Annotated in this window: 22 protein-coding genes; 16 read left to right on the top strand and 6 right to left on the bottom strand. The window is 63.9% G+C overall.

Going from position 1 to position 24,821, the window contains the following annotated elements:
- The first annotated feature begins 4 nt into the window (after positions 1–4).
- The gene (locus tag AC0L3J_RS16030; RefSeq protein ID WP_473347634.1) at positions 5–862 is read left to right on the top strand and encodes an SDR family oxidoreductase; all 858 of its coding nucleotides are present in this window, start codon (positions 5–7) and stop codon (positions 860–862) included.
- Between the two features lie 63 nt (positions 863–925).
- Here the strand turns inward: AC0L3J_RS16030 and AC0L3J_RS16035 are convergent, their stop codons facing one another.
- Complete coding sequence (locus AC0L3J_RS16035) at positions 926–1,441, bottom strand: YciE/YciF ferroxidase family protein (RefSeq protein WP_027519885.1); 516 nt, start codon at positions 1,439–1,441, stop codon at positions 926–928.
- 86 nt (positions 1,442–1,527) lie between these two features.
- Between AC0L3J_RS16035 and AC0L3J_RS16040 the strand changes: the two genes are divergently transcribed.
- Complete coding sequence (locus AC0L3J_RS16040; protein ID WP_027519884.1) at positions 1,528–1,722, top strand: hypothetical protein; 195 nt, start codon at positions 1,528–1,530, stop codon at positions 1,720–1,722.
- 122 nt (positions 1,723–1,844) lie between these two features.
- Complete coding sequence (locus AC0L3J_RS16045) at positions 1,845–2,027, top strand: hypothetical protein (RefSeq protein ID WP_473347635.1); 183 nt, start codon at positions 1,845–1,847, stop codon at positions 2,025–2,027.
- Positions 2,028–2,573: 546 nt separating this feature from the next.
- Here AC0L3J_RS16045 and AC0L3J_RS16050 read toward each other — a convergent pair.
- Positions 2,574–4,361, bottom strand: a complete 1,788-nt coding sequence (locus AC0L3J_RS16050; protein ID WP_473347636.1) for a peptide ABC transporter substrate-binding protein — start codon at positions 4,359–4,361, stop codon at positions 2,574–2,576.
- A 391-nt stretch (positions 4,362–4,752) separates the two neighbouring features.
- Between AC0L3J_RS16050 and AC0L3J_RS16055 the strand changes: the two genes are divergently transcribed.
- The 10 genes from AC0L3J_RS16055 (at position 4,753) to AC0L3J_RS16100 (ending at position 16,112) form a co-directional block, all read left to right on the top strand.
- Positions 4,753–5,547, top strand: coding sequence for a MetQ/NlpA family ABC transporter substrate-binding protein (locus AC0L3J_RS16055; RefSeq protein ID WP_473347637.1), 795 nt, complete (start codon positions 4,753–4,755; stop codon positions 5,545–5,547).
- Between the two features lie 135 nt (positions 5,548–5,682).
- Complete coding sequence (locus AC0L3J_RS16060) at positions 5,683–6,717, top strand: putative FMN-dependent luciferase-like monooxygenase (RefSeq protein ID WP_473347638.1); 1,035 nt, start codon at positions 5,683–5,685, stop codon at positions 6,715–6,717.
- A 47-nt stretch (positions 6,718–6,764) separates the two neighbouring features.
- A complete protein-coding gene (locus tag AC0L3J_RS16065; RefSeq protein ID WP_473347655.1) occupies positions 6,765–7,391 on the top strand; it encodes a CMD domain protein in 627 nt (208 codons plus the stop codon).
- Positions 7,392–7,403: 12 nt separating this feature from the next.
- On the top strand, positions 7,404–7,988 hold the full coding sequence (locus tag AC0L3J_RS16070) for an alkylhydroperoxidase domain protein (protein ID WP_027570464.1): 585 nt from the start codon (positions 7,404–7,406) through the stop codon (positions 7,986–7,988).
- A gap of 60 nt (positions 7,989–8,048) precedes the next feature.
- Positions 8,049–9,206 (top strand): ABC transporter substrate-binding protein, encoded by a 1,158-nt coding sequence (locus AC0L3J_RS16075; RefSeq protein WP_473347639.1) that lies wholly within the window; start codon positions 8,049–8,051, stop codon positions 9,204–9,206.
- A gap of 13 nt (positions 9,207–9,219) precedes the next feature.
- Positions 9,220–11,043, top strand: a complete 1,824-nt coding sequence (locus tag AC0L3J_RS16080) for an ABC transporter permease (protein WP_473347640.1) — start codon at positions 9,220–9,222, stop codon at positions 11,041–11,043.
- Positions 11,043–11,876, top strand: coding sequence for an ABC transporter ATP-binding protein (locus AC0L3J_RS16085; protein ID WP_473347641.1), 834 nt, complete (start codon positions 11,043–11,045; stop codon positions 11,874–11,876). The genes AC0L3J_RS16080 and AC0L3J_RS16085 overlap by 1 nt, the downstream gene beginning before the upstream one ends.
- Positions 11,873–12,613, top strand: coding sequence for an ABC transporter ATP-binding protein (locus AC0L3J_RS16090; protein ID WP_473347642.1), 741 nt, complete (start codon positions 11,873–11,875; stop codon positions 12,611–12,613). Before AC0L3J_RS16085 ends, AC0L3J_RS16090 begins: the two co-directional genes overlap by 4 nt.
- A gap of 183 nt (positions 12,614–12,796) precedes the next feature.
- On the top strand, positions 12,797–13,828 hold the full coding sequence (locus AC0L3J_RS16095; protein ID WP_473347656.1) for a HoxN/HupN/NixA family nickel/cobalt transporter: 1,032 nt from the start codon (positions 12,797–12,799) through the stop codon (positions 13,826–13,828).
- Positions 13,809–16,112: a TonB-dependent receptor gene (locus AC0L3J_RS16100; RefSeq protein ID WP_473347643.1), complete on the top strand. Its 2,304-nt coding sequence runs from the start codon at positions 13,809–13,811 to the stop codon at positions 16,110–16,112. The genes AC0L3J_RS16095 and AC0L3J_RS16100 overlap by 20 nt, the downstream gene beginning before the upstream one ends.
- Here the strand turns inward: AC0L3J_RS16100 and AC0L3J_RS16105 are convergent.
- The 3 genes from AC0L3J_RS16105 to AC0L3J_RS16115 form a co-directional block, all read right to left on the bottom strand.
- The gene (locus AC0L3J_RS16105; RefSeq protein WP_473347644.1) at positions 16,109–17,620 is read right to left on the bottom strand and encodes a helicase HerA domain-containing protein; all 1,512 of its coding nucleotides are present in this window, start codon (positions 17,618–17,620) and stop codon (positions 16,109–16,111) included. The two genes, AC0L3J_RS16100 and AC0L3J_RS16105, sit on opposite strands and share 4 nt — an antisense overlap.
- 102 nt (positions 17,621–17,722) lie before the next feature.
- Positions 17,723–18,538 carry a YkgJ family cysteine cluster protein gene (locus tag AC0L3J_RS16110; RefSeq protein ID WP_473347645.1) on the bottom strand — a complete coding sequence of 272 codons (816 nt, stop codon included), beginning with the start codon at positions 18,536–18,538 and terminating at the stop codon, positions 17,723–17,725.
- A 236-nt stretch (positions 18,539–18,774) separates the two neighbouring features.
- Positions 18,775–19,839, bottom strand: coding sequence for a ketopantoate reductase family protein (locus AC0L3J_RS16115; protein ID WP_473347646.1), 1,065 nt, complete (start codon positions 19,837–19,839; stop codon positions 18,775–18,777).
- 315 nt (positions 19,840–20,154) lie between these two features.
- Here AC0L3J_RS16115 and AC0L3J_RS16120 point away from each other — a divergent pair, with 315 nt between their 5' ends.
- Both AC0L3J_RS16120 and AC0L3J_RS16125 read left to right on the top strand, forming a co-directional pair.
- Complete coding sequence (locus tag AC0L3J_RS16120) at positions 20,155–20,439, top strand: hypothetical protein (protein ID WP_473289069.1); 285 nt, start codon at positions 20,155–20,157, stop codon at positions 20,437–20,439.
- Positions 20,440–20,700: 261 nt separating this feature from the next.
- Positions 20,701–21,783 carry an alpha/beta hydrolase family protein gene (locus AC0L3J_RS16125; RefSeq protein ID WP_473347647.1) on the top strand — a complete coding sequence of 361 codons (1,083 nt, stop codon included), beginning with the start codon at positions 20,701–20,703 and terminating at the stop codon, positions 21,781–21,783.
- A 90-nt stretch (positions 21,784–21,873) separates the two neighbouring features.
- Here the strand turns inward: AC0L3J_RS16125 and AC0L3J_RS16130 are convergent, their stop codons facing one another.
- Positions 21,874–22,353: a MarR family winged helix-turn-helix transcriptional regulator gene (locus tag AC0L3J_RS16130; RefSeq protein WP_473347648.1), complete on the bottom strand. Its 480-nt coding sequence runs from the start codon at positions 22,351–22,353 to the stop codon at positions 21,874–21,876.
- Positions 22,354–22,858: 505 nt separating this feature from the next.
- Here AC0L3J_RS16130 and AC0L3J_RS16135 point away from each other — a divergent pair.
- Positions 22,859–24,442, top strand: coding sequence for a porin (locus tag AC0L3J_RS16135; protein WP_473347649.1), 1,584 nt, complete (start codon positions 22,859–22,861; stop codon positions 24,440–24,442).
- Positions 24,443–24,821: the final 379 nt, after the last annotated feature.

The following is a 24,821-nucleotide window of genomic DNA, read 5'->3' on the forward strand; positions in this document are numbered from 1 at the left end:
CTCCATGACCGAATATCCAAAGCCGCCTTATCCGTCCCAGCAGCAATCAATGCCCGGTTCGACCCGCGCGATGAACCCCCGACCGGATCACGGCGAGGAGAGTTATAAAGGCGCCGGGCGCCTCGCGGGAAAGAAGGCGATCATCACGGGAGGCGACAGTGGCATCGGCCGCGCGGTCGCGATCGCCTATGCCCGGGAAGGTGCGGACATCGTCATCGCCTATTTGAATGAGGACGAGGATGCCGCCGAGGTCAAGGCGCTGGTGGAGCGCGAAGGACGCAAGGTCGTCCTGATCCCCGGCGACATCCGCAATCCCGATCATTGCCGCGCGATCATCGCCCGCGCCGTCGAGGCGTTCGGCGCAATAGACATCCTCGTCAACAACGCGGCGCATCAGGACACGTTCAAGGAGATCGCCGATATCAGCGACGAGGAATGGCAGCGGACGTTCGAGACCAACATCCACGCCATGTTCTATCTCACCAAAGCTGCGGTGCCCCACATGCGCCCGGGAGCGGCGATCATCAACACCGCGTCGGTGAACTCCGACATGCCGAATCCGACCCTGCTGGCCTATGCCACGACCAAGGGCGCCATTCAGAACTTTACGGGTGGGCTCGCCCAGATGCTGGCGGCGAAGGGCATTCGAGTCAACGCGGTCGCTCCAGGGCCGATCTGGACGCCGCTGATTCCGTCGACGATGCCGGAGGAGAAGGTCAAGAATTTCGGCAAGCAGGTGCCGATGCAACGGGCCGGCCAGCCGGCCGAACTCGCGACCGCCTATGTCATGCTCGCCGATCCGCTCTCGAGCTACACATCGGGAGCGACCCTTGCGGTCACCGGCGGCAAGCCGTTCATCTGACCGCACGTGCGATGAGAAAGTGGCAGCCCTGCGAGCAGGGCCGCCACGCTTAGTACGTCTCGATCAAGCCGCGCTGGACGCCTTGGCATTGACGCCCTTGCGAAGCGCCACCGTGTTCAGCTTGGTGTTGGCGGCCTTCTCTTCGTTCAGGTTCGTCGTGAGGAAGCGCACGATGTCGTCGTGCCCCAGCTCCTCCGCCCATGCGATCAGCGTGCCGTAGCGGCACATTTCATAATGCTCGACGGCTTGTGCGTTGGCCACGATCGCGGCGTCGAGCACGGCCTTGTCCTCGATCTCGCCCGCGGTCTCATCGGCCTCCTTGATGATGCCGTCGATGGCGGGACAGTGTGTCCCGCTGGGCTCCTTGCCGAGCTTCGCGAACACCTTGCCGAGCCTGTCGACCTGCTTGTTGGTCTCTTCCAGATGAGCTTTCAGTCCGGTGACGAGGTCCCTGTTTGTCGCCTTGTCGATCATCTTCGGTAGCGACTTCAGGATCTGCTGTTCCGCGTAGTAGATGTCCTGCAGCCCGTGCAGCAGCAGGTCTTCCATCGATTTGATGTCCTTGGTGAAGAATCCCATAAACGACGTCTCCTTTCACAATGATGGAACTGGAACGCCGCACAGCCGCAGCTGTTCCATTTCTGTGACCAGATCAGGAGAGCCGAATGAGCGATGGTGCGGATCATCTTGCGAGCCTGCTCGGACGGGCGGCGATGGACGTGTGGGGCGACATGCCGCGCGATATCCAGGAAGCGCTGTTCGAGACCGCCATGAAGGGACGGCCTGCGGAGCGGGAAGAGCTCGCGCGGCTGCTGCACGAGCGGCATCCCCGTACGCTTCATCCGGCGCGGCCTGGCTGAGCCGCGGCAGGAACGATCAGGCAAGAAGCCGATTTGTAAAATGGGCGAGGCGCGGTGAATGGGATTCGACGAAGCCCGTGAGCCGTGGCTCCGCTCAGGATCATATCGGTGAGTCGAGCGGCGTGACTGAAACGATTATCGGAAAATGGTACGATCCGATCTCCCAGAGATGGATTGTGCCGCGCGAAGCGCCCCCGTTGGCGGGCTATTCGCAGTCCACCCCGGAGAAGGGGTTGGAGACCCGCGCATCGGGCGAGGCGCAGCGGATCTGGGACCTGCTGGTGGATTGCTGCGCGCGCGGGTGATTTCCGATCCACACCATCATTGGCTTCTGCTGTCGGCAATTCACAGAGTTATGACAAAGACCGCGAAGGCAATGATGAGCGCCAGGCTCACGACGGCGGTGCTGATCAATATCTTGCCCATGGCGCGTCCGTGCTGTCTCGCAGTGTCAATGAAACAGCCGTCCTTTTCGTTCCGAACCGTCAGCTGAAGGCTCCGACTGTTCACATGTGAACAAAACGCGTCGGTACCAAACGGCTTGAGCTATATCATTTGATATAGATATGGCTGCGCCCGCTCTTATCATTGGCCATCCAGAAAGGCACCGCATGGTGCCATGACATGGAGACCCGATCGTGCTCAGGCGGCGTCGCGTTCAGCAAACCACCACTCTTCAAGAGCGGCTTGCGGAGTTCACCAGGACCATCCGTGAAAAGGCCGAATCGTTGCCCGACGGCAAGGAGAGGGATGAGCTGATGAAACGGCTGAGAAGCGCCGACACGGCGTCAAATCTCGACCGTCAATTCGCCGGCAGGGATTGAGCCAGCAAGGATTGAATTTGCAAGGCGTCAGCTGCGGTACCAACTCGCCAGATTCCAAGTCGTGACGTCCCATCCCGACATGTCGACCATGAGGTTGTTGACCCCTGCGTTGACGATGTTGCGGGATAGAAGCGGCAGGAACACGTTGGCCTCGCAAAAGGTTTCGTCGACCTTGATCAGCAACGCGGCGCGCTTGACGGGATCGAGCTCCTTCTGTGCCGCCTTGTAGGCCTTGTCGGCCTCTGGATCGGACCAGCGCGAGACGTTGCGGCCGAGCCATTTGTTGTCCTTGTTGGAAATTTCCCAAGAGACGCACTGGTTCAGGAAGCGCTCCGGGTCGGGCTGCGGTTGCGTGGTGTTGTACATCTCCATGTCCGCATAGAACTTCGAGTAGGTGTCGGGATTGCCGACGTCGGACGAGAAGAACACCGATGCAGTGACCGCCTTGATCTCGATCTCGATGCCGGCCTTCTGGCAGGCCTGCTTGATGATGGCCTGCGTCTTCTGACGCGGCGCATTGGTCGAGGTCTGAAAGACGAATTTGAGCTTCTTGCCGTCCTTCTCGCGGAGGCCGTCCGCGCCCTTGGCCCATCCGGCTTCATCCAGGACCTTGTTGGCCTTGTCGACGTCGAACTCGTATTTCAGCTTCGGCGACTTGAACTGCTTGGGTGCGTTGACGAAGCTCGCGGTGGCGGCGCCGCCGCGCCCGTAGATGAACTTCTGGATCGAGTCGCGGTCGATCAGCAGGTTGATCGCGCGACGAACGGCGGGATCAGACAGCGTCGGGTGCTTGGTCTTGGGGCTGGAGCGCTCGCCATCCACCTCGGTCCACGGGTCAGTCGTGTTGAGGATGATGAACTCGACGTTGCCGGAAGGCGTGACGTCGAGCTTGCCCTTGCCGCTGGCCTCCATGCGCTTGAGGACCTCCTCCTCCACCTGCATGTTCCAGGCATAGTCGTATTCACCGGTCTGGAGCACGGCGCGCGCCGCGGACACCGCATCGCCCCCGCCCTTGATTTCGAGCGTGTCGAAATGCGGCTGGTTCTTGACGTGATAGTCGGGATTGCGTTCGGCCCGGATCAGATCACCTGGTTTGAACTCGACGAATTTGTAGGGACCGGTGCCGACCGGCTTCAGATTGCCGGGCGCTTCGCGCGATTTCGCGCCGACATAGTCGCCGAAATGATGTTTCGGCAGGATCGGACCGACCGAACCGACGAACGGGTCGGCCCAGAACGGGGTCGGGGCCTTGAAGAGCACCTTGACGGTGTGGTCGTCGATCTTCTCGACCGTGATGTCCTTGTAGGAACCGGTGGTGTACGCCGCCGTGGCGAGATCCGAGGCGTATTGCCAAGTGAAGACGACGTCATCGGCGGTGAAGGGCTTGCCGTCATGCCATCTCACGCCCTGTTTCAGTTTCCAGGTCACGCTCAGGCCGTCCGGCGAAAGGCCGCCGTTCTGCTTGGACGGAGCCTCGGCCGCGAGGCAGGGGACGAGGTTGCCCTCCTTGTCCCAGCCGGCGAGAGGCTCGAAGAAGACGCGCGAGGCGATCTGGTCCTTGGTGCCGAGCGCGAAATGCGGATTGAGCAGCGTCGGGGCCTGCCAGAGCAGGATCTTGAGCGGGCCGCCGCCACCGGCCTTGGTCGGCTTGTAGGGCAGCGTGGCATCCGCCATCGCCACGTCGTTCCAAACCAGGATCTGGCTCGCGACCGGCGCTGCGATCCCGATCGCAGCCATCGTCTGCATGAACGAGCGTCGCGACAGCTTGCCCTGCTTTACCTCAGCGATGGACTTGCGGATTTCGTTCTCGTTCATCGGATGATCCCCACTTCACAGACAAGTCGTCACCGGCCAAAGCCCATCATGTTTCATCATGGGCGAGGCGGCAATGCCGACAGGGTGAGAAAACCCTGCGGCGAAATGACGAATGTGCGGGGAGAGGTCCGAAGCCCGGATGGAGCCGACCGCAACCAGGATAAGTCCACCCGCGGCAGGCTGCGCCCTGGATTGCGCTTCGCTCCATCGGGCTAGGGGCAACGATCCGTGCTGTTTTGCCGTGATGCGCCTCACGCTTGCGCGGGTGCATTCGTTCCCCACATGCGGTCGAGTGGAGAAGCGTCGTCCGCGCTAGCAGGCCAATATGGATTTCCATTTCATTGATTTCGCCCCGCGGAGAAGCGAATACGGTTCCAATCATTGCCAAGCCATGGAGACCAAGATGTCGTTTCGCCTTCCCCTGATCCTTGCCACCGCGCTCGCCGCCTGGTCGGCCGCCGCTTCAGGCGAGACCATCAAGATCGGCGTGACGCCGGGGCCGCACGCCCAGATCTTCGAGGCCGTGAAGCCGATCGCCGCCAAGCAGGGTCTCGACATCCAGCTCATCGAATTCTCCGACTACGTCGTGCCGAACGCCGCGCTCGATGCCGGCGAGATCCAGGCCAATTCGTTCCAGAATCAGCCTTATCTGGACAACCAGAAGGCGGACCGTGGCTACAAGATCGAAGCCGTCGGCCTGACCGTGAATTTCCCGATCGGTGTCTATTCCAAGAAGCACAAGTCCTTCGCCGACATTCCCGAGGGCGGCAAGATCTCGATCCCGAACGATCCGACCAATGGCGGCCGCGTGCTGCTGCTGCTGCGCGACAAGGGCGCGATCAAGCTGAAGGACGGCACGGGCTTCAAGCCGACGGTGCTCGATATCGCCGAGAATCCCAAGAAGCTGAAGTTCATCGAGGTCGACGCGGCGCAGGCGCCGCGCGCGCTCGACGATGTCGACGCCGCCGCGATCAACACCAATTATGCAACCCAGGCGGGCCTCGATCCCGTTAAAGATCCGATCCTGCGCGAGGACCCGAAGGGTCCCTACGTCAATCTCATCGCCGTTCGCACGGTCGACAAGGACAAGCCCTGGGTCAAGATCCTGGTGGACAGCTATCACACCGCGGAGGTCAAGGAGTTCGTCCTGACCAAGTTCAAGGGCGCGGTACTGCCGAGCTGGTAGGCAGTCTGCCCAGCCAAAGCTCAGCTCAGGCGATCTCGGCGGGCAGGCTTGCGTACGAGCCCTGCGCAATGCCCGCTTGTCTGGAGCTGCGGCAACCGACATCATCGGGACCCATCCTCGTCCGACAGGGCTCGTATGAAACGCTTAGCAAACCTGAAACGCCTGGGGTTTTTCACGCGGCTTCTCGACGAGGCCCCGCCCGCCGACCGATATCGCTTCGCGGCCGAGCAGATCGTGCGCGCCGAGAAGGCGGGCCTCGATTCCGCGTGGATCGCGCAGCACCATTTCCACGAGCGCGAGGGCGGCCTGCCGTCGCCCTTCACCTTCCTCGGTTACGTCGCAGCGCAGACCTCGCGCATCCGGCTCGGCACCGGCATCGTCACCTTACCGCTGGAGAATGCGGTGAGGGTGGCGGAAGACGCCGCGGTGCTCGACCTGCTCTGCAACGGTCGCTTCGAGCTCGGTGTCGGCACCGGCGGCAATCCCTCGGCCTTTGCCGCCTTCGGCCTCGACAGCGCCCAGCGCAACGAGATCTTTGCGCGCAATCTGGAAATCGTCCGCACGGCGCTGGTAGGCAAGCCGCTCGACGGTGGCGACACGCTCTATCCGCAGCGGCCGCAACTGGACAACCGGATCTGGCAGGCGACATTCTCTGTGGCGGGCGGCGCGCGTGCCGGCAAGGCGGGCGATGGCCTGTTGCTGTCGCGCACCCAGCCTCGACCCAAGGAGGCGCCGAAGGCAACGCTGGCCGAGATTCAGAATCCGGTGATCGATGCCTACCTTGAAGCACTGCCGCCGGGACGCGAACCCCGCATCATGGCCTCGCGCACAATCTTCGTCGCCGACGACCGCGCCGAGGCGATGCGCCTTGCCGATATCGGGCTGCGGCGCGCGCTGCCGCAATTCCTCAAGGGCGGCCACGCCAAGCCGGGCGAGACGCTCGAGGAGATGATCGCGGCGTTCGACACCCATGTCGGCGCGGCCGACGACGTCATCGCTTCGCTCCGCGCCGACGCCACGCTGGAGCGGGTGACCGATCTCGTCTTCCAGGCGCATTCGGTCGATGCCCCGCATCCCCATATCCTGCGCTCGATCGAGCTGGTCGCGGAGAAGGTCGCGCCGGCGCTGGGCTGGGCGCGGACGGCGCCCGACGTGGCGCTGGCGGGTTAGTCGGAATGAACGCAATCGCGTTGCACGAGGCTGCAAGAGGCTGAATGATGGCTACGAAGGATATCATCGACACGCTCGCCGGGATCGAACCGGGTTCGGCTCTGGACGGCATTCGCGCCAAGCGCGTGCAGGCGCGCGACAACGCGCAGAAGAGCTATCTCTCGCTGTTCGAGCCGATCGACGCCGGCGATGTCTCGCTGGTGGAGCGCGCCGCGGTTGCGCTGTTCGTGATCGGCCTTCACCGCGAGCCCACGATGGCCGGCTTCTACCGGGCGAAGTTAGCTGCGACCGCCGATGGCGCGCGCCTGGTCGAAGCGGTCGATGTCGAAATCGCGCGGGGCGAGACCTCGGGCCCCTACGGTGCGTTTCCAGCCGGCCCGCTGTCGCTCGAAAACAAGGCCGGCCTGATCTATCGCGTCAGCGCGGAGCGCAAGCCCGATCTCGGGCACCGGCTCGTTGCGGCGCTCGAGCATGCGCATCTACTGGTATTCCGCCCGCGAGATGCGGCTGCAGCCGACATGAAGGCATTGCTCGCCGCCGGCTGGTCGAACACCGGCATCGTCACGTTTTCCCAGCTCGTTGCGTTCCTGTCGTTCCAGGTGCGCGTCGTCACCGGACTGCGCGTGCTCGGTGCCTCGCTCGGGCGCACCGCGAACGCCGCGGCCGGCGCGTAAGGAGGCTGCATCATGAGCGCTGCAAACAATGTCAATCCGCCCGTCGTCTTCACCCAGGATGAACTGGGCTGGGTGTCGTGGATCGATCCGCTGCCCGAGACTGAGCTGACCGAGCGGCATTTCGCCGGCCTCGTCGACCGCTCCCGTTCCAAGTCCGAGTATTTCCGCCTGCTGGTGCGCGATCCCGAGGTGCTGGAAGCTCGCACCAAGACCGACAAGGACATCTTCTACAACGTTGCCGACGGCCTGCCGCGCGCCGAGCGCGAACTCGCGGCCGCTGCGACCTCGCGCTACAACGGCTGCATCTACTGCGCCTCCGTGCATGCGCGTTTCGCCAGCACTTATTCCAAGCGCCGCGACGATGTGCAGCGCCTGCTCGACGAAGGCGTTGGCGCCGATCTCGGCGAGCGCTGGAATGCGGTCGTCAAAGCCTCGGTGGCGCTGGCCGCGACGCCGATCGCGTTCGGCCCCGACAATATCGATGAGCTGCGCCGCGCGGGTCTCGACGATGCGGAGATCGTCGACGTCATCAACGGCGCGTCGTTCTTTAACTGGGCGAACCGGCTGATGCTGTCGCTCGGCGAGCCCTCGAAATAGCTGATCTCACCGGCATGGAAATTGCTGGTTGTTTCAACACCTGACAGGATGGAGCCGTCCATGAGCAACATCGATCGTCGTACCCTGGTCAAGGGCTCGCTTGCCGCCATGATGGCGGGAGCAGCCTTCTCGCGCGCCGCGCTTGCGCAATCGTCCGAGCCGATTTTGCTGGGCGTCAGCGGTCCGCTGACCGGGCCGAACGCACAATATGGCACGCAGTGGAAGCAGGGCTTTGATCTCGCGCTCGACGAGATCCAGGCAGCGGGCGGGATCAACGGCCGCAAGCTCGCTTATAGTTTCGAGGACAGCCAGAGCGACCCGCGCCAGTCGGTGGCGATTGCCCAGAAGTTCGTCTCCGATCCCAGGATCGTCATGGAGCTCGGCGATTTCTCCAGCCCCGCCTCGATGGCGGCCTCGCCGATCTATCAGCGCGGCGGGCTGGTGCAGTTCGGATTCACCAATTCGCATCCGGATTTCACCAAGGGCGGCGACTTCATGTGGAGCACCTCGGTCAGCCAGGCCGACGAGCAGCCGCTGCTGGCGGCCTATGCCGTGAAGCGTCTCGGCCTGAAGAAGCTCGCCGTGCTGCACCTCAACACCGATTGGGGCCGCACCAGCCGTGACTATTTCGTCAAGGCCGCGAAAGAGCACGGCGCCGAAATCGCCGTCACCGAAGGCTACATCGCGGAGGAGCGCGACTTCCGCTCCACGCTGGTGCGAGTCCGCGACGCCAATCCGGACGGGTTGATCCTGATCTCCTATTATTCCGACGGTGCGCTGATCGCGCGCCAGGCGCGCCAGGTCGGGCTGAAGCAGGTGATCTGCGCCGCGAGCTCGGTCTACTCACCGAAATTCCTGGAGCTCGGCGGCGAGGCCGTCGAGGACGTCCATGTCGGCACGCGCTACTTCCCGGAAGACCCGCGCCCCGAGGTGCAGAAATTCATCGCGGGCTTCAAGAAGAAGTACAACGGGGTGGAGCCCGACGCGTTCAACGCCTACGCCTACGACGCGATGAATATGGCGGCCGCCGTCGTCAAGATTGGCGGCACCGACCGGCGCGCGATCCGCGACGCCTTTACGAAAGTGAAGGATGTCTCGAGCGTGATCTTCGGCAAGGCGACGTTCGACGTCGAGAGCCGGCGCGTCAAGGGCGCCATGAACGCCGAGCTCGTCGTGCGCAAGGGTCAGTTCGCGCTCTGGGACGGCAAGCCGACCTGAGGGGATTTTCTGCGTGTCTTCCTGGCTCGACTACACGATCAACGGGCTGATCGTCGGTAACGTCTACGCCCTCGTTGCGGTCGGGCTCGCGCTGATCTTCGGCGTCAGCCGGCTGATCAACTTTGCGCAAGGCTCGATCTACCTCGTCGGCGCCTATATCGGCTGGGTCGCGGTGGTGCAGCTGCATACGCCGCTGCCGCTCACCATCATCGTGGTCGCGGTGGCGGCGGCGCTGGTGGGCTTGATCATCGAACGGTTCGGGCTGCGTCCGCTGCAGAACTCGGTGCGCATCGCGCCGCTGCTGGCGACCATCGGCATCAGCTTCGTGCTCGATCAGCTCGTGATGCTGACCTTCTCGCCCAATCCGCGCGCGCTGCCGAGCCAGTTGCCGGATGTCCGCTTCCAGATCGGCGGCGGCACGATCGGGCCGCTGGATCTGCTCATCGCCGGTGTCGGCCTCACCAGCGCGTTGCTGCTGTTCGTGTTCCTGCGCTACAGCAAGCTCGGTTGGGCCGTGCGTGCCACCGCGCAGGATCGCGATGCCGCGATGCAGATGGGCGTCGACGTCAATCGCGTCAATCAGGCGGTGTTCGGCATTGCGGCTGCGCTTGGCGGCGTCTCCGGCCTGCTGGTCGGCATGTACTACAACCAGATCGACACCGCGATGAGCCTGCAGGCGACGCTCAAGGGCGTCGTCGCCGAAGTCGTCGGCGGTGCCGGCAACGTGCCGGGTGCGGTGATCGGCAGCCTGCTGCTCGGACTGGTCGAGAGCTACGGTGTCGCTGTGTTCGGCACCAGCTACCGTAATCTGTTCGCGTTCCTGCTGCTGGTCGTCGTGCTCGTGCTGCGGCCAAACGGCCTGTTCGCCAGCGCACGGCAGGCGCCGCCCGAACCGCTCACCGGCACCTTCATCGCGCCGAGCCGGCCGGTGCGCATTCCGCGCTGGGCTCTGCTGATCGCTGCCGCCGTCTTCGCGATCCTGCCGCTGTTGCCGGTGTCGTTTTACGTGCTCCAGACCCTGATCAACGCCTGGCTGCTCGGCATGCTCGCGCTGAGCCTCACCCTGGTTGCAGGCACGATCGGTCAGGTCTCGCTGGGACACGCCGCGCTGCTCGCGATCGGGGCCTATACCTCCGCGCTGCTGTCGCTCAATTTCGCCGTCCCGGTCGTCCTTGCCATCATCGGCGGCGGTCTGATGAGTGCTGCGCTGGGCACGGCGCTGATCTCGCCGTCGTTCCGGCTGCGCGGCCACTATGTGTCAATTGCGACGCTCGCGATCGGCGAGATCGTCTCGCTGGTGATCCTGAACTGGGAGAGCGTCACGCGCGGGCCGATCGGCATCTCCGGCATCCCGCCGCTGTCGCTCTTCGGCTATGAGCTGGTAAGCCCGATTTCAATCTACTGGTTCAGCTTCATCGTGATGGTCGTGCTGGCGCTGCTGCAGGGACGCCTGCTCGGCTCGCATCTCGGCCGCAGCTTTCGCGCCATCCGCGACGACGACATCGCCGCGCGCGCCTATGGGCTCAGCCTGAATCGCTACAAATCGCTGGCCTTCATCTTCGGTGGCTTTGCCGCCGGCATTAGCGGCGGCATCGCCGCGCATCTCTATTCTTACATCAACCACGAGACCTTCAACACGCAACAATCGATCTTGGCGCTGACCGTGGTGATCCTCGGCGGCCTCGGCAATGTCGTCGGCGCCATCGTCGGAGCGGTCGCGCTGGTCGGCCTTCCGGAAGTGTTCCGCATCGCGGCGGAGTACCGCATCCTGATCTACGGCATCGTGCTGCTGCTGCTGGTGCGGTTCAGACCGCAAGGCTTGTTAGGGACGATGTGATGAGCACGACCATGCTGTCCCTGCGCGGGCTGACGCGGCGTTTCGGCGGCCTCACCGCCGTTGACGCCATCGATCTCGATCTCGCCAAAGGCGAACTCGTCAGCATCATCGGCCCGAACGGGGCCGGCAAGACGACATTGTTCAATCTCGTGACCGGGCTTGACCGGCCGGACGCCGGGACGGTTCGCTTCGAGGGACTGGACGTCACGGGTCTCTCGCCGGAGCGGCTCGCCGCCGAAGGCATCGCGCGCACGTTCCAGCTCGGCCGCGTCTTCGGCAATCTCAGCGTGATGGATAACGTGTTGATCGGTGCCCACACGCGGCTTCGTGCGGTCAAGCCGGCCGTGCCGGTGATCGGGCCATTGCTGGAATTGGGGTTGGCGTTGCTGCGCCCCGCCAGCGTCAGGGCAGAGGAGGAGCGCTTGCGCGAGGAGGTGACGGTCATTCTCGCGCGCTTCGGCGAGCGGCTGCTGCCACGCATCGACCAGCCGGCCTACAGCCTCTCCTACGCCAACCGGCGCCGCGTCGAGATCGCGCGTGCGCTCGCGCTGAAGCCGCGTCTGCTGCTGCTGGACGAGCCGACCGCCGGCATGAACCCGACCGAAACCACGGAGATGCAAGGGCTCGTCGCCGAGCTGAAGGCCGAAGGGCTGACGATCTTGCTGATCGAGCACAAGCTCGAAATGGTGATGCGCCTCTCCGACCGCGTCATCGTCATGGACGAGGGCAAGAAGATCGCGGAAGGCGCGGGTGAACAGGTGCGCGGCGATCCCAAGGTGATCGAGGCCTATCTCGGCCACGGCCTGGCGACGAAGCAGGAGAGCGCGGCATGACGAACTCGCCTCCCGATGCGCTGCTCGCGCTCACCGACGTCAATACCTTCTACGGCCAGGCCCAGGTGCATTTCGACCTGTCGATATCCGTGCCGCGCGGCCACGTCGTCTGCCTGCTCGGCGGCAATGCCAGCGGAAAATCGACGACGATGAAGATCATTTTAGGCCTGGTGAAGCCGCGCTCGGGCGAGGTGACTTTCGACGGTGCCTCGCTGCTCGGACTGACAACGCCGCAGATCGTCCGCCGCGGCATCGCCTCGGTGCCGGAGGCACGGCGCCTGTTCGCGGACATGAGCGTGCGCGAGAACATCCTGATGGGGGCGTTCGTGCGCGACGACCGTGAGGCGATCGCGCAGGATCTCGACAAGATGCTCACGCTGTTCCCGAAGCTCGGCCAGCGGCTGTCGCAGCGCGCCGGCTCGCTCTCCGGCGGCGAGCAGCAGATGGTCGCGATGGCGCGCGCGCTGATGAGCCGTCCCAGGATGATCGTGATGGACGAGCCGACCATGGGCCTGTCGCCGCTTTACGTGGACCGCGTGCTGGAGCTGATCCGCACCATCAACCAGGAGGGCGTGTCGGTTTTCATGGTCGAGCAGAACGCCAGCCTCGCGCTCGAAATCGCGCACGAGGCCTATGTGCTGCAGACCGGCAAGATCGTTCTCTCCGGCTCCGCCCGCGCGCTGAAGGACGATCCCCGCATCCGCGATGCTTATCTCGGCGGGTCTGAGGCTGCCTAGCTCTCGGCCTGATGGCGTCTGGAGGGATGCCGCAAGCACTGCTGCAAAGCCGTGCCGCCCCGCCGGGATTGCACTGGTCAGTATGACCATCTTATGAAAAGATCATACCGCTCGTGCGATGGGCGTGCAGCGGACGGAATGATTGTCGTGACGAGATGGTCCTTGCGGGCGGTCGAGCCCGGAATGGTGCTGCTGTTCGGCGGGCTGATTGGGGCCAACATCGCGGCGTGGGTCTGGACGTTCGCGGCGTTTGGTGACCGGCCGACGGTGATGGCGACCGCGCTGCTCGCCTGGGTGTTCGGCCTGCGCCACGCCGTCGATGCCGACCACATCGCGGCCATCGACAATGTCGTGCGCAAGCAGATGCAGGCAGGTGGCGCGCCGCGCAGCGTCGGTCTCTATTTCGCGCTCGGCCATTCCACGATCGTTGTGGTCGCGACCATGCTGCTCGCGCTCGGCGTCGTCAGCCTCGGTGGCGACAGCCTGCTCAAGGAGATCGGCGGCTTCATCGGCACGTCGGTGTCTGCGCTGTTCTTGCTGGTGATCGCGGCCATCAATCTCGTCATCTTCGCCGGCTTGTGGCGGACGTTTCGCGCCGCGCGGGAGCAGGGCATTCACGACGCCGAGGGCCTCGATGCCCTGCTTGCCAATCGCGGCCTCCTGGCGCGGCTGTTCGGCCCGATGTTCCGCCTGGTGACAAAACCCTGGCACATGTATCCGCTCGGCTTCCTGTTCGGGCTCGGCTTCGACACCGCAACCGAAATCGGCCTGCTCAGCATCTCCGCCAGCGAAGCCGCGCGCGGCGCTTCGTTTGCCGATGTTCTCGTTTTCCCCGCGCTGTTCGCATCGGGCATGGCGCTGGTCGATACCGCCGACTCCGCGCTGATGGTGAGCGCCTATCGCTGGGCCTTCGTCGATCCGCTGCGAAAGCTCTGGTACAACCTCACGATCACAGGGGCTTCGGTGGCGGTGGCGCTGTTGATCGGCGGCATCGAGGCGCTCGGGCTGATCGCGGACCGGCTCGGCCTGTCCGGCGGCGTGTGGGCGTTGGTTGACGCGCTCAACGACTCGCTCGCCAATGTCGGCTTCGCCGTGGTCGCGCTGTTCGTGATCGCCTGGCTCGTCTCGGTCGTGCTCTATCGGCGCATGTTTGCGCTCCACCGAGCGGCCACGCCAAAATTGCTGCAATGCGCCGATGCCACCGAGACGGTCTGAGTCCGACCGACGCTGCGGCGCGCTGACGGCATTTTCGGTCTTGGTGCTGCTCGCAGATGGCGGCGAAGCCTTCGCGCAGAACGCAGGCACATCGCGCGAGCTGCCGCCGGTCCAGGTCAGCGGCGGCGAGACGAAACCTCACAAGAAACCGGCCGCAGCTCGACGGTCCAGCATGCCGGTCCAGTCCAACGACCGCATCGTTGCTGACCCGACAGCCACGCGAGCGTCCAGCGTCGCCTCGGGCGCAAAAGGCCCGCCCGGCATGGCAAGCGAGATCACCGTCTCCGGCGAGGACATCAACGCGCGCCCTTTCACCCGGCCCGGTGAGGCGCTCGAAGCTGTGCCGGGGTTGATCGTGACCCAGCATTCCGGCGAAGGCAAAGCCAACCAGTATTTTCTACGCGGCTACAATCTCGATCACGGCACCGATCTCGCCATCGCCGTGGACGGCGTGCCCGTCAACATGCGCACACACGCGCATGGCCAGGGTTATGCGGACTTGAATTGGCTGATCCCGGAGACCATCGCCGCGATCGACGTACGCAAGGGGCCATATTTCGCCGACGAGGGCGATTTCGCTTCGGTCGGTAGCGTTCACATCGGCCTGATCGACCGCACCAAGGGGCTCGCGCAGGTGAGCGCCGGCAGCTTTGGTTATCGCCGCCTGCTTGGCATGGACTCAACGAAGGTTGGCGACGGCTCGCTGCTCGTCGCCGGCGAGATCGGCACCTATAATGGGCCGTGGGACAATCCCGACAATGTCCGCAAGCTCAACGGTCTCGTTCGCTACAGCCAGGGTACCGCGACGGATGGCGTATCCGTCACCGGCATGGCCTATGCGAACAAATGGAATTCGACTGATCAGGTGCCGCAGCGAGCGATCGCGCGTGGCCTGCTCGACCGGTTCGGCTCGGAGGATCCAAGCGACGGCGGCAACACCAATCGCTTCGCGCTCTCCGCCCGCATCGCGCAGAGTGACGATGTGGGGTCTTGGAAAGCCAACGCCTATGTGGTGAAGAGCCAACTCGACCTCTTCAACAACTTCACCTATTTCCTTGGCGATCCCGTGCTTGGCGACCAGTTCCACCAGCACGATGACCGCCTGATGGCCGGCGCCAACATCTCGCGCACGCTGGACGGCTCGTTTGCGGGGCTGCCGATGCAGACCACGATTGGCCTGCAATCGCGCCATGATTCGATCGATCTGGCGCTGACCAATAATTTTCGGCGCGGCTTCGTCTCCAACATCCGCAGCGACAAGGTCGGCGAGGGCAGCGTCGGTGCATTTGCCGAAAACACCGTGCGCTGGACCGATTGGCTCCGGACCACAATTAGCTTGCGGGGCGACTACTATGCCGCTGATGTCGCATCCCTGTTCAACGAAAATAATTCCGGTCGCGCCGATGCCGCGCTCGGCAGCCCGAAGTTCAGGATGGTGCTCGGTCCGTTCAACCAGACCGAATTCTTTCTCGGGGCCGGCTACGGCATGCATTCGAACGACGCGCGCGGCGCGACCACGACCGAAGACCCGAGCGATCCCGCGACAAGGCTGACGCCGTCGCCGCTGCTGGTGCGGACCAGAGGCGCGGAGATCGGCGTTCGCAGCAGGATCGTCCCCGGTCTCGACACCTCGCTCAGCCTCTTCATCCTCGACCAGGATTCCGAGATTCTATTTTCGGGCGATGCCGGCGACACCTCGGCGACCCGCGCCAGCCGTCGCTACGGCTTTGAGTGGACCAACCATTACCGCCCGCAACCATGGATCGAGATCGACGCCGATCTTGCGATGACCCATGCGCGCTTCCGTGGATATGACAGCGCTCAGGCCGAGGTCTACGCCTCGCTCACCGGCTATCCCGAGGCGCAGGCCGGCAACGCGCCCGGCAATTACATCCCGAACGCGCCGGCGATGGTGGCATCAGCTGGCATCACGCTCGGCGAGAAGACCGGCTGGTTCGGGGGCTTGCGCTGGCGCTATCTTGCGTCGAGCCCACTGACGGAAGACAATGCGTTCCGTTCGTCTGCGACCAGCAACTTCAACGGACGCCTCGGCTATCGCATCGACAATGGCTGGCGCCTTCAGCTCGACGTGCTCAATCTCTTCAACATGCAGGCGAACCAGGTCACCTACGCCTATGGGTCGCTGCTGAAAACCGACACGCTCTACGCCCTATGTACCTCAGGCACCGCGCCCGCCGCGGTCTGCCAGAACGGCGTGATGGACACCGTGCTGCACCCGGTCGAGCCGCTGACGTTCCGCGTGACTGTGGCGGGAGCGTTCTAGGCCGAAGCCGCGCTCGCGACCTGCTCCGCCGGCAGATCGTCGGCATTGGGATCGCCCGGCGCGGTGGCCCAGGCGAGCTCCACCAGCGTCACGAACCGGCGGCCGGCGCCGTCGAGCTGGCAGACGATCAGGCCCTGCTCTTCCATGTAGCCGAGCAGGCGCTGCGCCCGGCGCAGCGAATGCGAGCCGTAGGCGCGGGCGATGGCGGCGTCGCCGGGACACGGCCAGCCTTCTTTCGCCGCGCGCGCGATCATCATGAACACGCCCTGCATGTCCTCGGGCAGGATCGAGGCGCGCAGCGACACATCCTGCCAGGCGTCGTCCTCGGCATGCTCGGCGCCGAGCCCGGCGCGTGCACGTGTCAGCATGCGGCGGAATTCGGTGAGGTCGGGCACTGCCGAGCCGAGGCCCTCGATGCGGCAGCGGACCACGAACTCCTGGTACAGCACGCCGACCGCGCGGAAGCCGGCATCGGGCGCGGCGAGCACGGCACGAAGGGTCCGATCCACGCGCTCGCGCCGTTCCGCGAGCTCCTCGGCACTGACCGGAGCCTCGATCATTTCGGGCCCGATCTCCGGTGCCGCAGCCTTCGCGGCGCGGAGCTGCTCGAGCAGATCGGGCGCGGGCCGGCGCTGCGGCCGGCTGGCATCCGGCGGCGGCGCGGCCAGGATCACAGCGCGCATATTCTCGAGTGCGGCTTCGGGCATCGGCATCAGCCGCGGCGTGGAATTGCGCGGCTGGGTTTCGGTCGCGCCGATGTTCAAACGCAGGGGGCGTCGCGACAGTGCGGGGCCGAGCGCCATGAATTGTCCGCGTTCGAGATCGCGAAAGGATTCGGCCTGCCGCCGCTCCATGCCGAGCAGGTCGGCGGCGCGCGCCATGTCGATGTCGAGGAAGGTGCGGCCCATCAGGAAGTTGGACGCTTCCGCCGCGACGTTCTTGGCGAGCTTCGCCAGCCGCTGGGTCGCGATGATCCCGGCAAGCCCGCGCTTGCGGCCGCGGCACATCAGATTGGTCATCGCGCCGAGCGAAAGCTTTCGCGCTTCGTCCGAGACTTCCCCCGCGACCGCAGGCGCAAACAGCTGCGCCTCGTCCACTACCACCAGCATCGGATACCAATGGTCGCGGCCGACGTCGAAGAGTCCGCCAAGGAAGGCCGCGGCGCGGCGCATCTGGTTCTCGGCGTCGAGCCCTTCGAGATTGAGCACGGTGGAGACGCGATGCAGCCGCGCGCGCTCGCCGGCGACCTGAAGGCCGCGCTCGGTGTGATCCTCGGCCTCGATCACGAGATGGCCGAAATGCTCCGCCAGGGAGACGAAATCACCTTCGGGATCGATGATGGCCTGCTGCACCCAGGGCGCGCTCTGCTCCAGCAACCGCCGCAGCAGATGTGATTTTCCGGAGCCCGAATTGCCCTGCACCAGGAGGCGGGTCGCCAGCAGTTCCTCGAGGTCCATGGCCGCCGCGGCGCCCGCCGTGGTCTGCCCCATCTCGATCGCAACCGTCATGCCCGACTCAAGTCCCATCATTCGCGGACAGGGGCTTATCAACCCGGCCGCGGCGCGTCGAGCGCCACGACGGAAATCATGCGTTGTTGCCCACGGCGGAGTTCAGGCGTGATTCGATTGCCGTAGAAGTGCGGGCCGATAGGGGGCTTGTGGATCGTCGTCCTCGTTCTCGGGGATGGCGCAGGAGCCGAATTCCTGCCTGATCCGCTCGATTTCGGCGATGCGCTCGTGCAGCCGCTGCAGATGCTCCGGGGATTTCGCCCGCCAGAATCGGAAGGTGTCGGCGGTGAGCGGCAGGAACGCGGTGCCGAACAGCGTCGGCTCAGGAACGACGGTGCGCCCGAGCAGCAGGAACCGGTCGGCGCCGGAGACGACGAGCGTCGCGTAGCCGCGATTTCCGGTTCGCTTGATGCCGTTCAGCGACCATTCGGCGAGCTTGCTGAAATAGGGCTCCTCGCGCCAGCGATCGGGGCAATGGTCATCGACCGTCACGTTCACGGCGTCCTGGCTGAAATGCACGATGATGCCCGACTTCGCCGGAAACCAGTCGTCGTCGAGATGGCCTTGCAGCCAGGCGCAGACGAATGAACGGCACATCTGGGGACGGCGCTCGTAGATGGTGCAACCCATGCCGGCCTGCCAATGCTTGCACAGCTGGTTCACCGGCTTGTCGACGGCGGCCACTTCGAGAATGTCGCAGCAGGCATTGCACGAGCCGCATTGCCGAGTGGGCGGCGGCGCAGTTCGACCGGCTGCCCTGAAACCCTGGCCATCGCGAACGACCAGCCGCTGCTTCTCGAGTGCGTTCAATGCGCGCTCGATCTTGAGGCGGGACAAGCCGGTCGCGTCAATGACACCCTTTATCGTCGTTGCGCCGGCTTCCACGGCGCGAACGACCTGCAACGTCGTCTGATCCATCTTCGACTACTTGTTTTTCTGCCTTCCAACTGGCGATCGCGCGCCGATCAGGAAGTTGCGGAACTGCCTGCCGGCCTGTCGCGCGGCGGATAATTCGGTAACTCGCATGGCTAGAACTCGCATGGATGCGATGTTTGCGCAAATCGATGGCGCCCCGGGGACGGTCCGAACTGCGCCTGATCGCGATCGATGTGCCAATTCCGGGCAGGCAGCAAGGGGGGCCGTGCCGAATGTTGTTACAGCGCGCCCGATCCGCCCTGCACGATCTTCTCGTTGAGCTTCAGGTCCACGGTCTCGACCGTGCGGTCGATCTCTGCATTGGGCGCGCCGAGCTGATGCGAGATCAGCTTGACCAGCAGGTCGACGCGCTCGATGAAGGGCGCGCCGCCGGCCACCGCGCGTGCGGCCGATGACGGCTTCAGCAGGCTCTCGGCGGCCTTGGCGTATTTCGCGAACGGCACCTGGTCCTGCGGATCGGCGCCGAGGCGCCGGGCGATCGCGTCGACATGCTCGTAGATCGTCTGCGAGCGCGCGAGATCACCGTGCACGGCGTCGCGGATCGACTGCGGCTCGTGCGGCGTGATGCAGCGGTAATTGCCGGTCAGCAGCATCGACCATTTCGCCAGCGGCACGAACAGGGAATCGAACACCTTCAGCTTCACCGGCACGTCGTGGCCGTCGAGGGTCACCGCGTCGATGTCGGCTTCGAGCTCGCGCAGCACCTTGTTGTGCTTCTCGTCGGCGAACACGGAGGCCTTGAAATTCGTGGGCAGACCGACGTGAAGCACGTTCGCAGCCTCTTCCGGCGGACGGAACGCCTGCGGGTCGGGCGAGCACAGGGTCACCAGCCCGGGCTCGAAGCGCTCCCACACCTGCGCATTGGTGTAGGCTTCCTCGAGATCCATGTCCGCGAGCGAGGGGATCCGCTTCAGATAGGGCAGCGGCGGCATGTTCATGATCGACAGGCACGGCAGCTTCGCCGCGGCGATCCTGACCATGAGAACGCGCACCGTGTGGTTGGTGTATTGCGGCTCCTGCATCGCAAGGCCGATCATGTCGTAGCGCGACAAGTCCACATTGGCGGGTGTCACGGCGTCGAGCTTGCCGGGCAGGTCGCGCGAGAAGATGGCGCGGTGAACCGCCTCGTCACGCAACTTGATGCGCACCTCGGTGCCCTCGCGGTTGATCAGCTCCGCGGTCTTGGCGCGGCAGACCAGGGTCACGTTGTGGCCCGCCATCAGCAGCTTCGTGCCCAGCAGGGAGCCGTAGGAAGCCCCGAGAATCAGGATGTTACGCGCCATGTCTCGTCCCTTTGACAATTTGTGCTGTTTTTGAGCCCCGGCCGTCATCCGCGGGCGAGTTTGGCGGGCATGTAAGGCAAAGTGCGTGGGGATGGCAACTGGGATAATGGATACAAGGGTCGGACGGCTCAGCAGGCGGTCCAGCGTGTTGCTTGCCGCCGAAAGCGAGAGGACGCCTCATCGGCGACGGGCTCTGCAGGTGCATGAGCTGCTCAAATAACTGGCTTACCGAAGTAAGGAATGTTGTAGGTCTCGATCGCCCGGGCTCACCCAGAACGCGATCATACTTGGTCACGTCGCGCGCGCCGGGTGCGGATGAGCGACGTCGAGGATTTTGTCGCGCGGGTTTTCCTGCGACGCCGACCGCCGAAAAGTCCCGTAGCGAAGGCCGTTGGCATCATAAACGGCAATCCGCCGCATCCCTCGATCGCCATCGTGATGGATGGCACGCCGGATCGGCGTCATGAGGAATTCATGATGGAAGCCGATACAGGCCCTGCGTTTTTCGCCATCGAACGCGATCCAATTTTTAGTCGTCCATCGCAACAAAAAACTGCAAACGCGGGACGGCAAAAAGTGGCAGAATGGTGCGGGGCCTAAACTGTGTATCAGCAACGGAGCTGAGACGTGACGATTGAGTTGGAGCCGGCGTGAGACTTGCTTTGCGACCAGTTCGTTCGGACTGTAGTCCGTCTGGTCCAGTGCCCCCGCCCGCGAAGGGAAAACGGAACGATAAGCGGGACGGCAGACGCACATGTGATCACGCAAGCGTGAGGTCGCATCGAGCAGACATGCAGGGCGTCGCGCTGACAGCGTTGCGCCTGGTCCAAGCAACCGCCGACGCGCCGTTCGGGGACTGACATGGAAGATGATCATTGGCCTCACTGCGCGTGCGACGGCGCCGGTCGAAGCCTGGAGTGCTTGCGGAAACGCGCGTCCGATTTTTTCGAAAGCTTGTCCGTCGCGGAGCTCGGGCGCGAGGCGCACAGGCATCGGTGGATTTCGGACTGGTTGCGGATCTCAGGCGAGTACCGGATCTTCGCCGAATCGGCGCGCGTAGCCGGTTCAGCTCAGGTCGCGCGGGAAGCGTGGCTATGCTCGCTGACGGCCCTCGAAGTCGCGAGGAACCTGTCTTGGCCCGGAGATCCCGGGAGTACCGACCTCGTAGACAAGGTCGGACTCAGCCTGAGGGGCTTCGAGGAGGAGGCCGGTTCGGCGATCGAGCGCGTGGAGATCGACTGCTTTGATCAAGGCTCGCTTGCGGGCTACTTTCTGCCGGCGTTCCCCGACCGGTCTTTCGCACCCGCGGTTATCTGTGTCAGCGACGAGGACATCACCCTGGGCTCGATGATGAGCAGGCTGTTGCCGGTCTCAGGGCGACGGAACATGTCACTCCTGCTCGTTGATGCCGGCGATTCATCCGGTCGTAACCCCTTCAAGCCCGCGCATGTTCTTCAATGCTGGCTGGACTACCTGGAAGCTCGTCCGGACGTCGATTCGCAGCAGATCGCGGTCTACGGCGAGGGAGCGGCCGCCGGTCACGCATCCCGTCTTGCCCTCCTGGATCGCAGGATGGCTGCCGCCGTGTGCGACGGCGGCATTGCGACGTCGGTCATGCGCCGGGCATCGCTGCGCTGGATGGTCGGCGTCGAGCAGGCGGTCGGTGACGAGACCTCGACGGGTTCGTTGCTGCCGTCGCGTCGGATACCTTGCCCGCTTCTGATGGTCGTCGGGAGCCGCTCAATGGTTTGGGAGGAGGATGCTCTCGAACTGCAAGCAGGCTATCGGCAGGCCGGAGCCGATTGCGCGACCGTCGTGCCGAACCGCATTCCACACCCTCTGGGCGAGGTCGAGAATTTCATCGCGGTGGACGATTTCATTTTCAAATGGCTCGACAGCAAACTTGGAATTGCCCGCCAGCTGGATTCTGTGACCTACCTCTAAGGCGCCAAGAGATTAGGAAGGCGAGATTGGGAATGCGAGAAGAGATTGGGGATGAATCGAGGCGCGGGCTCCGCGCCTGACGGCAGTGGGTCAGGACACGTCGATCGCCAGCAATCGAGCCGCCAATCGGGCATTCTTGGCAATCGTTGCGAGCGCGGCATTCAGATCGGCCAGGGTCTTCTCGTCGAGCTCGTTGAACATGGTCGAGTTCAAGGCGAGCTTTCTCTTCGACAGTTTTTCGATCTCCGTCGTTGCTTTCGCCGTCAGCGACATCAGGACGTAGCGTGCGTCGTCTGCAGCAGGCCGTCGCGACAGGAAGCCGCCCTTTTCGAGGCTCTTGGTCTGGTTGGTGACGAAGGCGGGGTGGACGCGCAGCTTGTTCGCGATGTCGATTCCGGCGACACCTCGCCCTTCGTCCAGTTCGGTGATGGCCATCAGGATCAGCCACTGCGGCTCGGTAATGCCCAGCAGTCCGGCCCAGCTGGTGTGGATGTCCTGCAGCTGGGAATGAATTTCGACGACGTTCCAGATGAAATCCGTAATCGCCCTGTCGAGTTTCTTCTCGATCATGTGGCTCCCTCCCCGTTTATCCCTTGCCTATCTTTAGTGGGATATCTTGGAAGCGTCTCGAAAATCGCGCGCCGATCCAAAAGAGAGATACCGCGGGGAAGGAATCGTAGGCTCAATTATTACTTGCAAAGAACAATTAATTTTATTATCGACTATTCCACTCTATTTCGCTGCTCTTGACCCACGCGATGGACAGCGATGCGAGACCTCCAAGAAGCCCTCGGGATGCCCCCCGAGGGCTTTACTTGTTTTTCTACACGGTTTTTCCGGGGGATATCGCCGCTGTTGCTCTCAAGACACATCGCGGCTCGAACTGTCGATTCATGAAATCAATAAATTGAGGCAGTTGTTTTTATAAACTATATGTGAAGCCACGACGGAGGGGGGGCACCTCACTGTCGTTTCAGTCCGGACCTTTGTGCGGATCTGAATTGAGCGAAATTGAGAGGGTAAAGCGGCGCCCACCGAGGAGCCGAGCCCCCTGAACCGACCTGGAGGTTTACTAATGAAGTTGACGAAGACACTCTTTCTCGGCTCGGCTGCCGGCCTGATGGCCGCCTCCGGGGCGTTCGCAGCCGATCTTCCCGTGAAGGCCAAGGCGGTCGAATACGTGAAGATCTGCTCGCTGTACGGCGCCGGCTTCTACTACATCCCGGGCACCGACACCTGCATCAAGCTCGGCGGCTACGTCCGCGCTGACGCGAACTTCAACACCAACTCGGACTTCAATCCGAACCAGGGCGGTACTGCCGGTGCTCGCAACCGCCTGATGAACTACTACACCTTCCGCGCTCGTGAAGACCTCAACATCGACACCCGCACCGCGACCGAGTACGGCGTGGTCCGCACCTTCTTCGACGGCGTCTTCACCTGGACGAGCGGCAATTACACCCCAACCGGTTCGGCAACGGGTGGCACCCAGTACAGCGGTGCGCTCGGTCTCAACGCTGCGGGCACCGCCCTCGTCGGCTCGAATGGTAGCGGCAGCGTCAACGGCACCGACGGCAACACCTCCGGTGGCGCGCTCGGCGTATACTATGCCTTCATCCAGTTCGCCGGCTTCACCATGGGTAAGGCCGTGTCGCAGTTCGACGCGCCCTGGACCAACTATCCCGGCAACATCACCGACAACCTCGTCGGCGGCAGCGGCACGGTCACTGGCGTCAACCAGTTCACCTACACCGCCGACTTCGGTCAGGGCGTCACGGCCTCGTTCTCGGCTGAAGACGTCTCGGCCTACTATCAGGCCGGCAACGTCAACATGACCGGCGCGACCGCGGGCGGCATGATTGGCGGCTCGTACGGCACCAACGCCATCGGCGGCACCCGTTCGCCGAACCTCGTCGGTCAGGTCCGTGTCGATCAGGCCTGGGGTCTGTTCCAGGCGTCGGTGGCTGCACATGACAACCACGTTGGTTACTACGGTGCGACCGAGCCGACTGGCCACCCCGACGACAAATGGGGTTGGGCGGTTCAGCTCGCTCTGTCGATCAAGAACATCCCGACCGGCGCGGGTGACACGATCAACATCCAGGGCGTCTACACCGACGGTGCGACCCGCTACAACTTCCAGAACCTGTCGGGCAGCAGCTACGCACTGTACGGCAATTCGGGCATTGCTGGCTCTTACGGCAGCATCGGCTTCGCCAGCGCTCCCGATACGGTGTTCGTGACCGGCAGTTCGCAGGAAACCGTCAAGACCTGGGGCTTCCGCGGCGCTTACACCCACAACTGGGATCCGTACTGGAACTCCTCGCTGTACGGTGCCTACGCGCAGGCCCAGTTCGGCACGCTGGCCAAGACCACGCTCTGCGGTGCTGGTGGCGCCGGCGGTGTGTTCGGCGGCCTGGCGGGTGTGACGGGTTGCAACCCGGACTTCGCGATCGGCCAGCTGGGTGTCGTCACCCGGTGGACCCCGGTCAAGAACCTGACATTCTCGGCGGACGTGTCCTGGACCCATCTCGACCAGAAGTATTCTGGAACGGTTGGCCTCGTCCCGAACGTCGTGACCGCCAAGCCGGCTGCGGTTTACGAATTGAAGGACCAGGACTCGATCGCCATGATCTTCCGCGCTCAGCGCAACTGGTAAGATCTGTCGAACATATGAACGAACACCCGGCGGGAAACCGCCGGGTGTTTTTCGTTGGGCAAGGCAGATGATGTAAAGCGGCGCCCCCGAAGTCCGGTGCCCGGAACGCAAGGCGCAATCCGGGGCCGCTCCGCCCGGCATTCGGCACCGTCCCGGATTACGCTGCGCTCCATCCGGGCTACGGGACCGCACCTGTGTCGCCCTCCTGTCAATCCGCCGCCGCAAAAATATTCCACTTTACCGAAATTCGGTTTTGGCGTATGTGTCCTCCATCCCGGCTCATCCTTGAGGGGCGATCTTGTGGTCGTCACGTTCGCGAGCCGGGCTTGCGGTGGACGCGGCAGCGTTCGGGTGCGAGGAGTCGGGCAGGGCGGATTGC

The sequence above is a fragment of the Bradyrhizobium sp. Kon37 genome, from assembly GCF_055807535.1.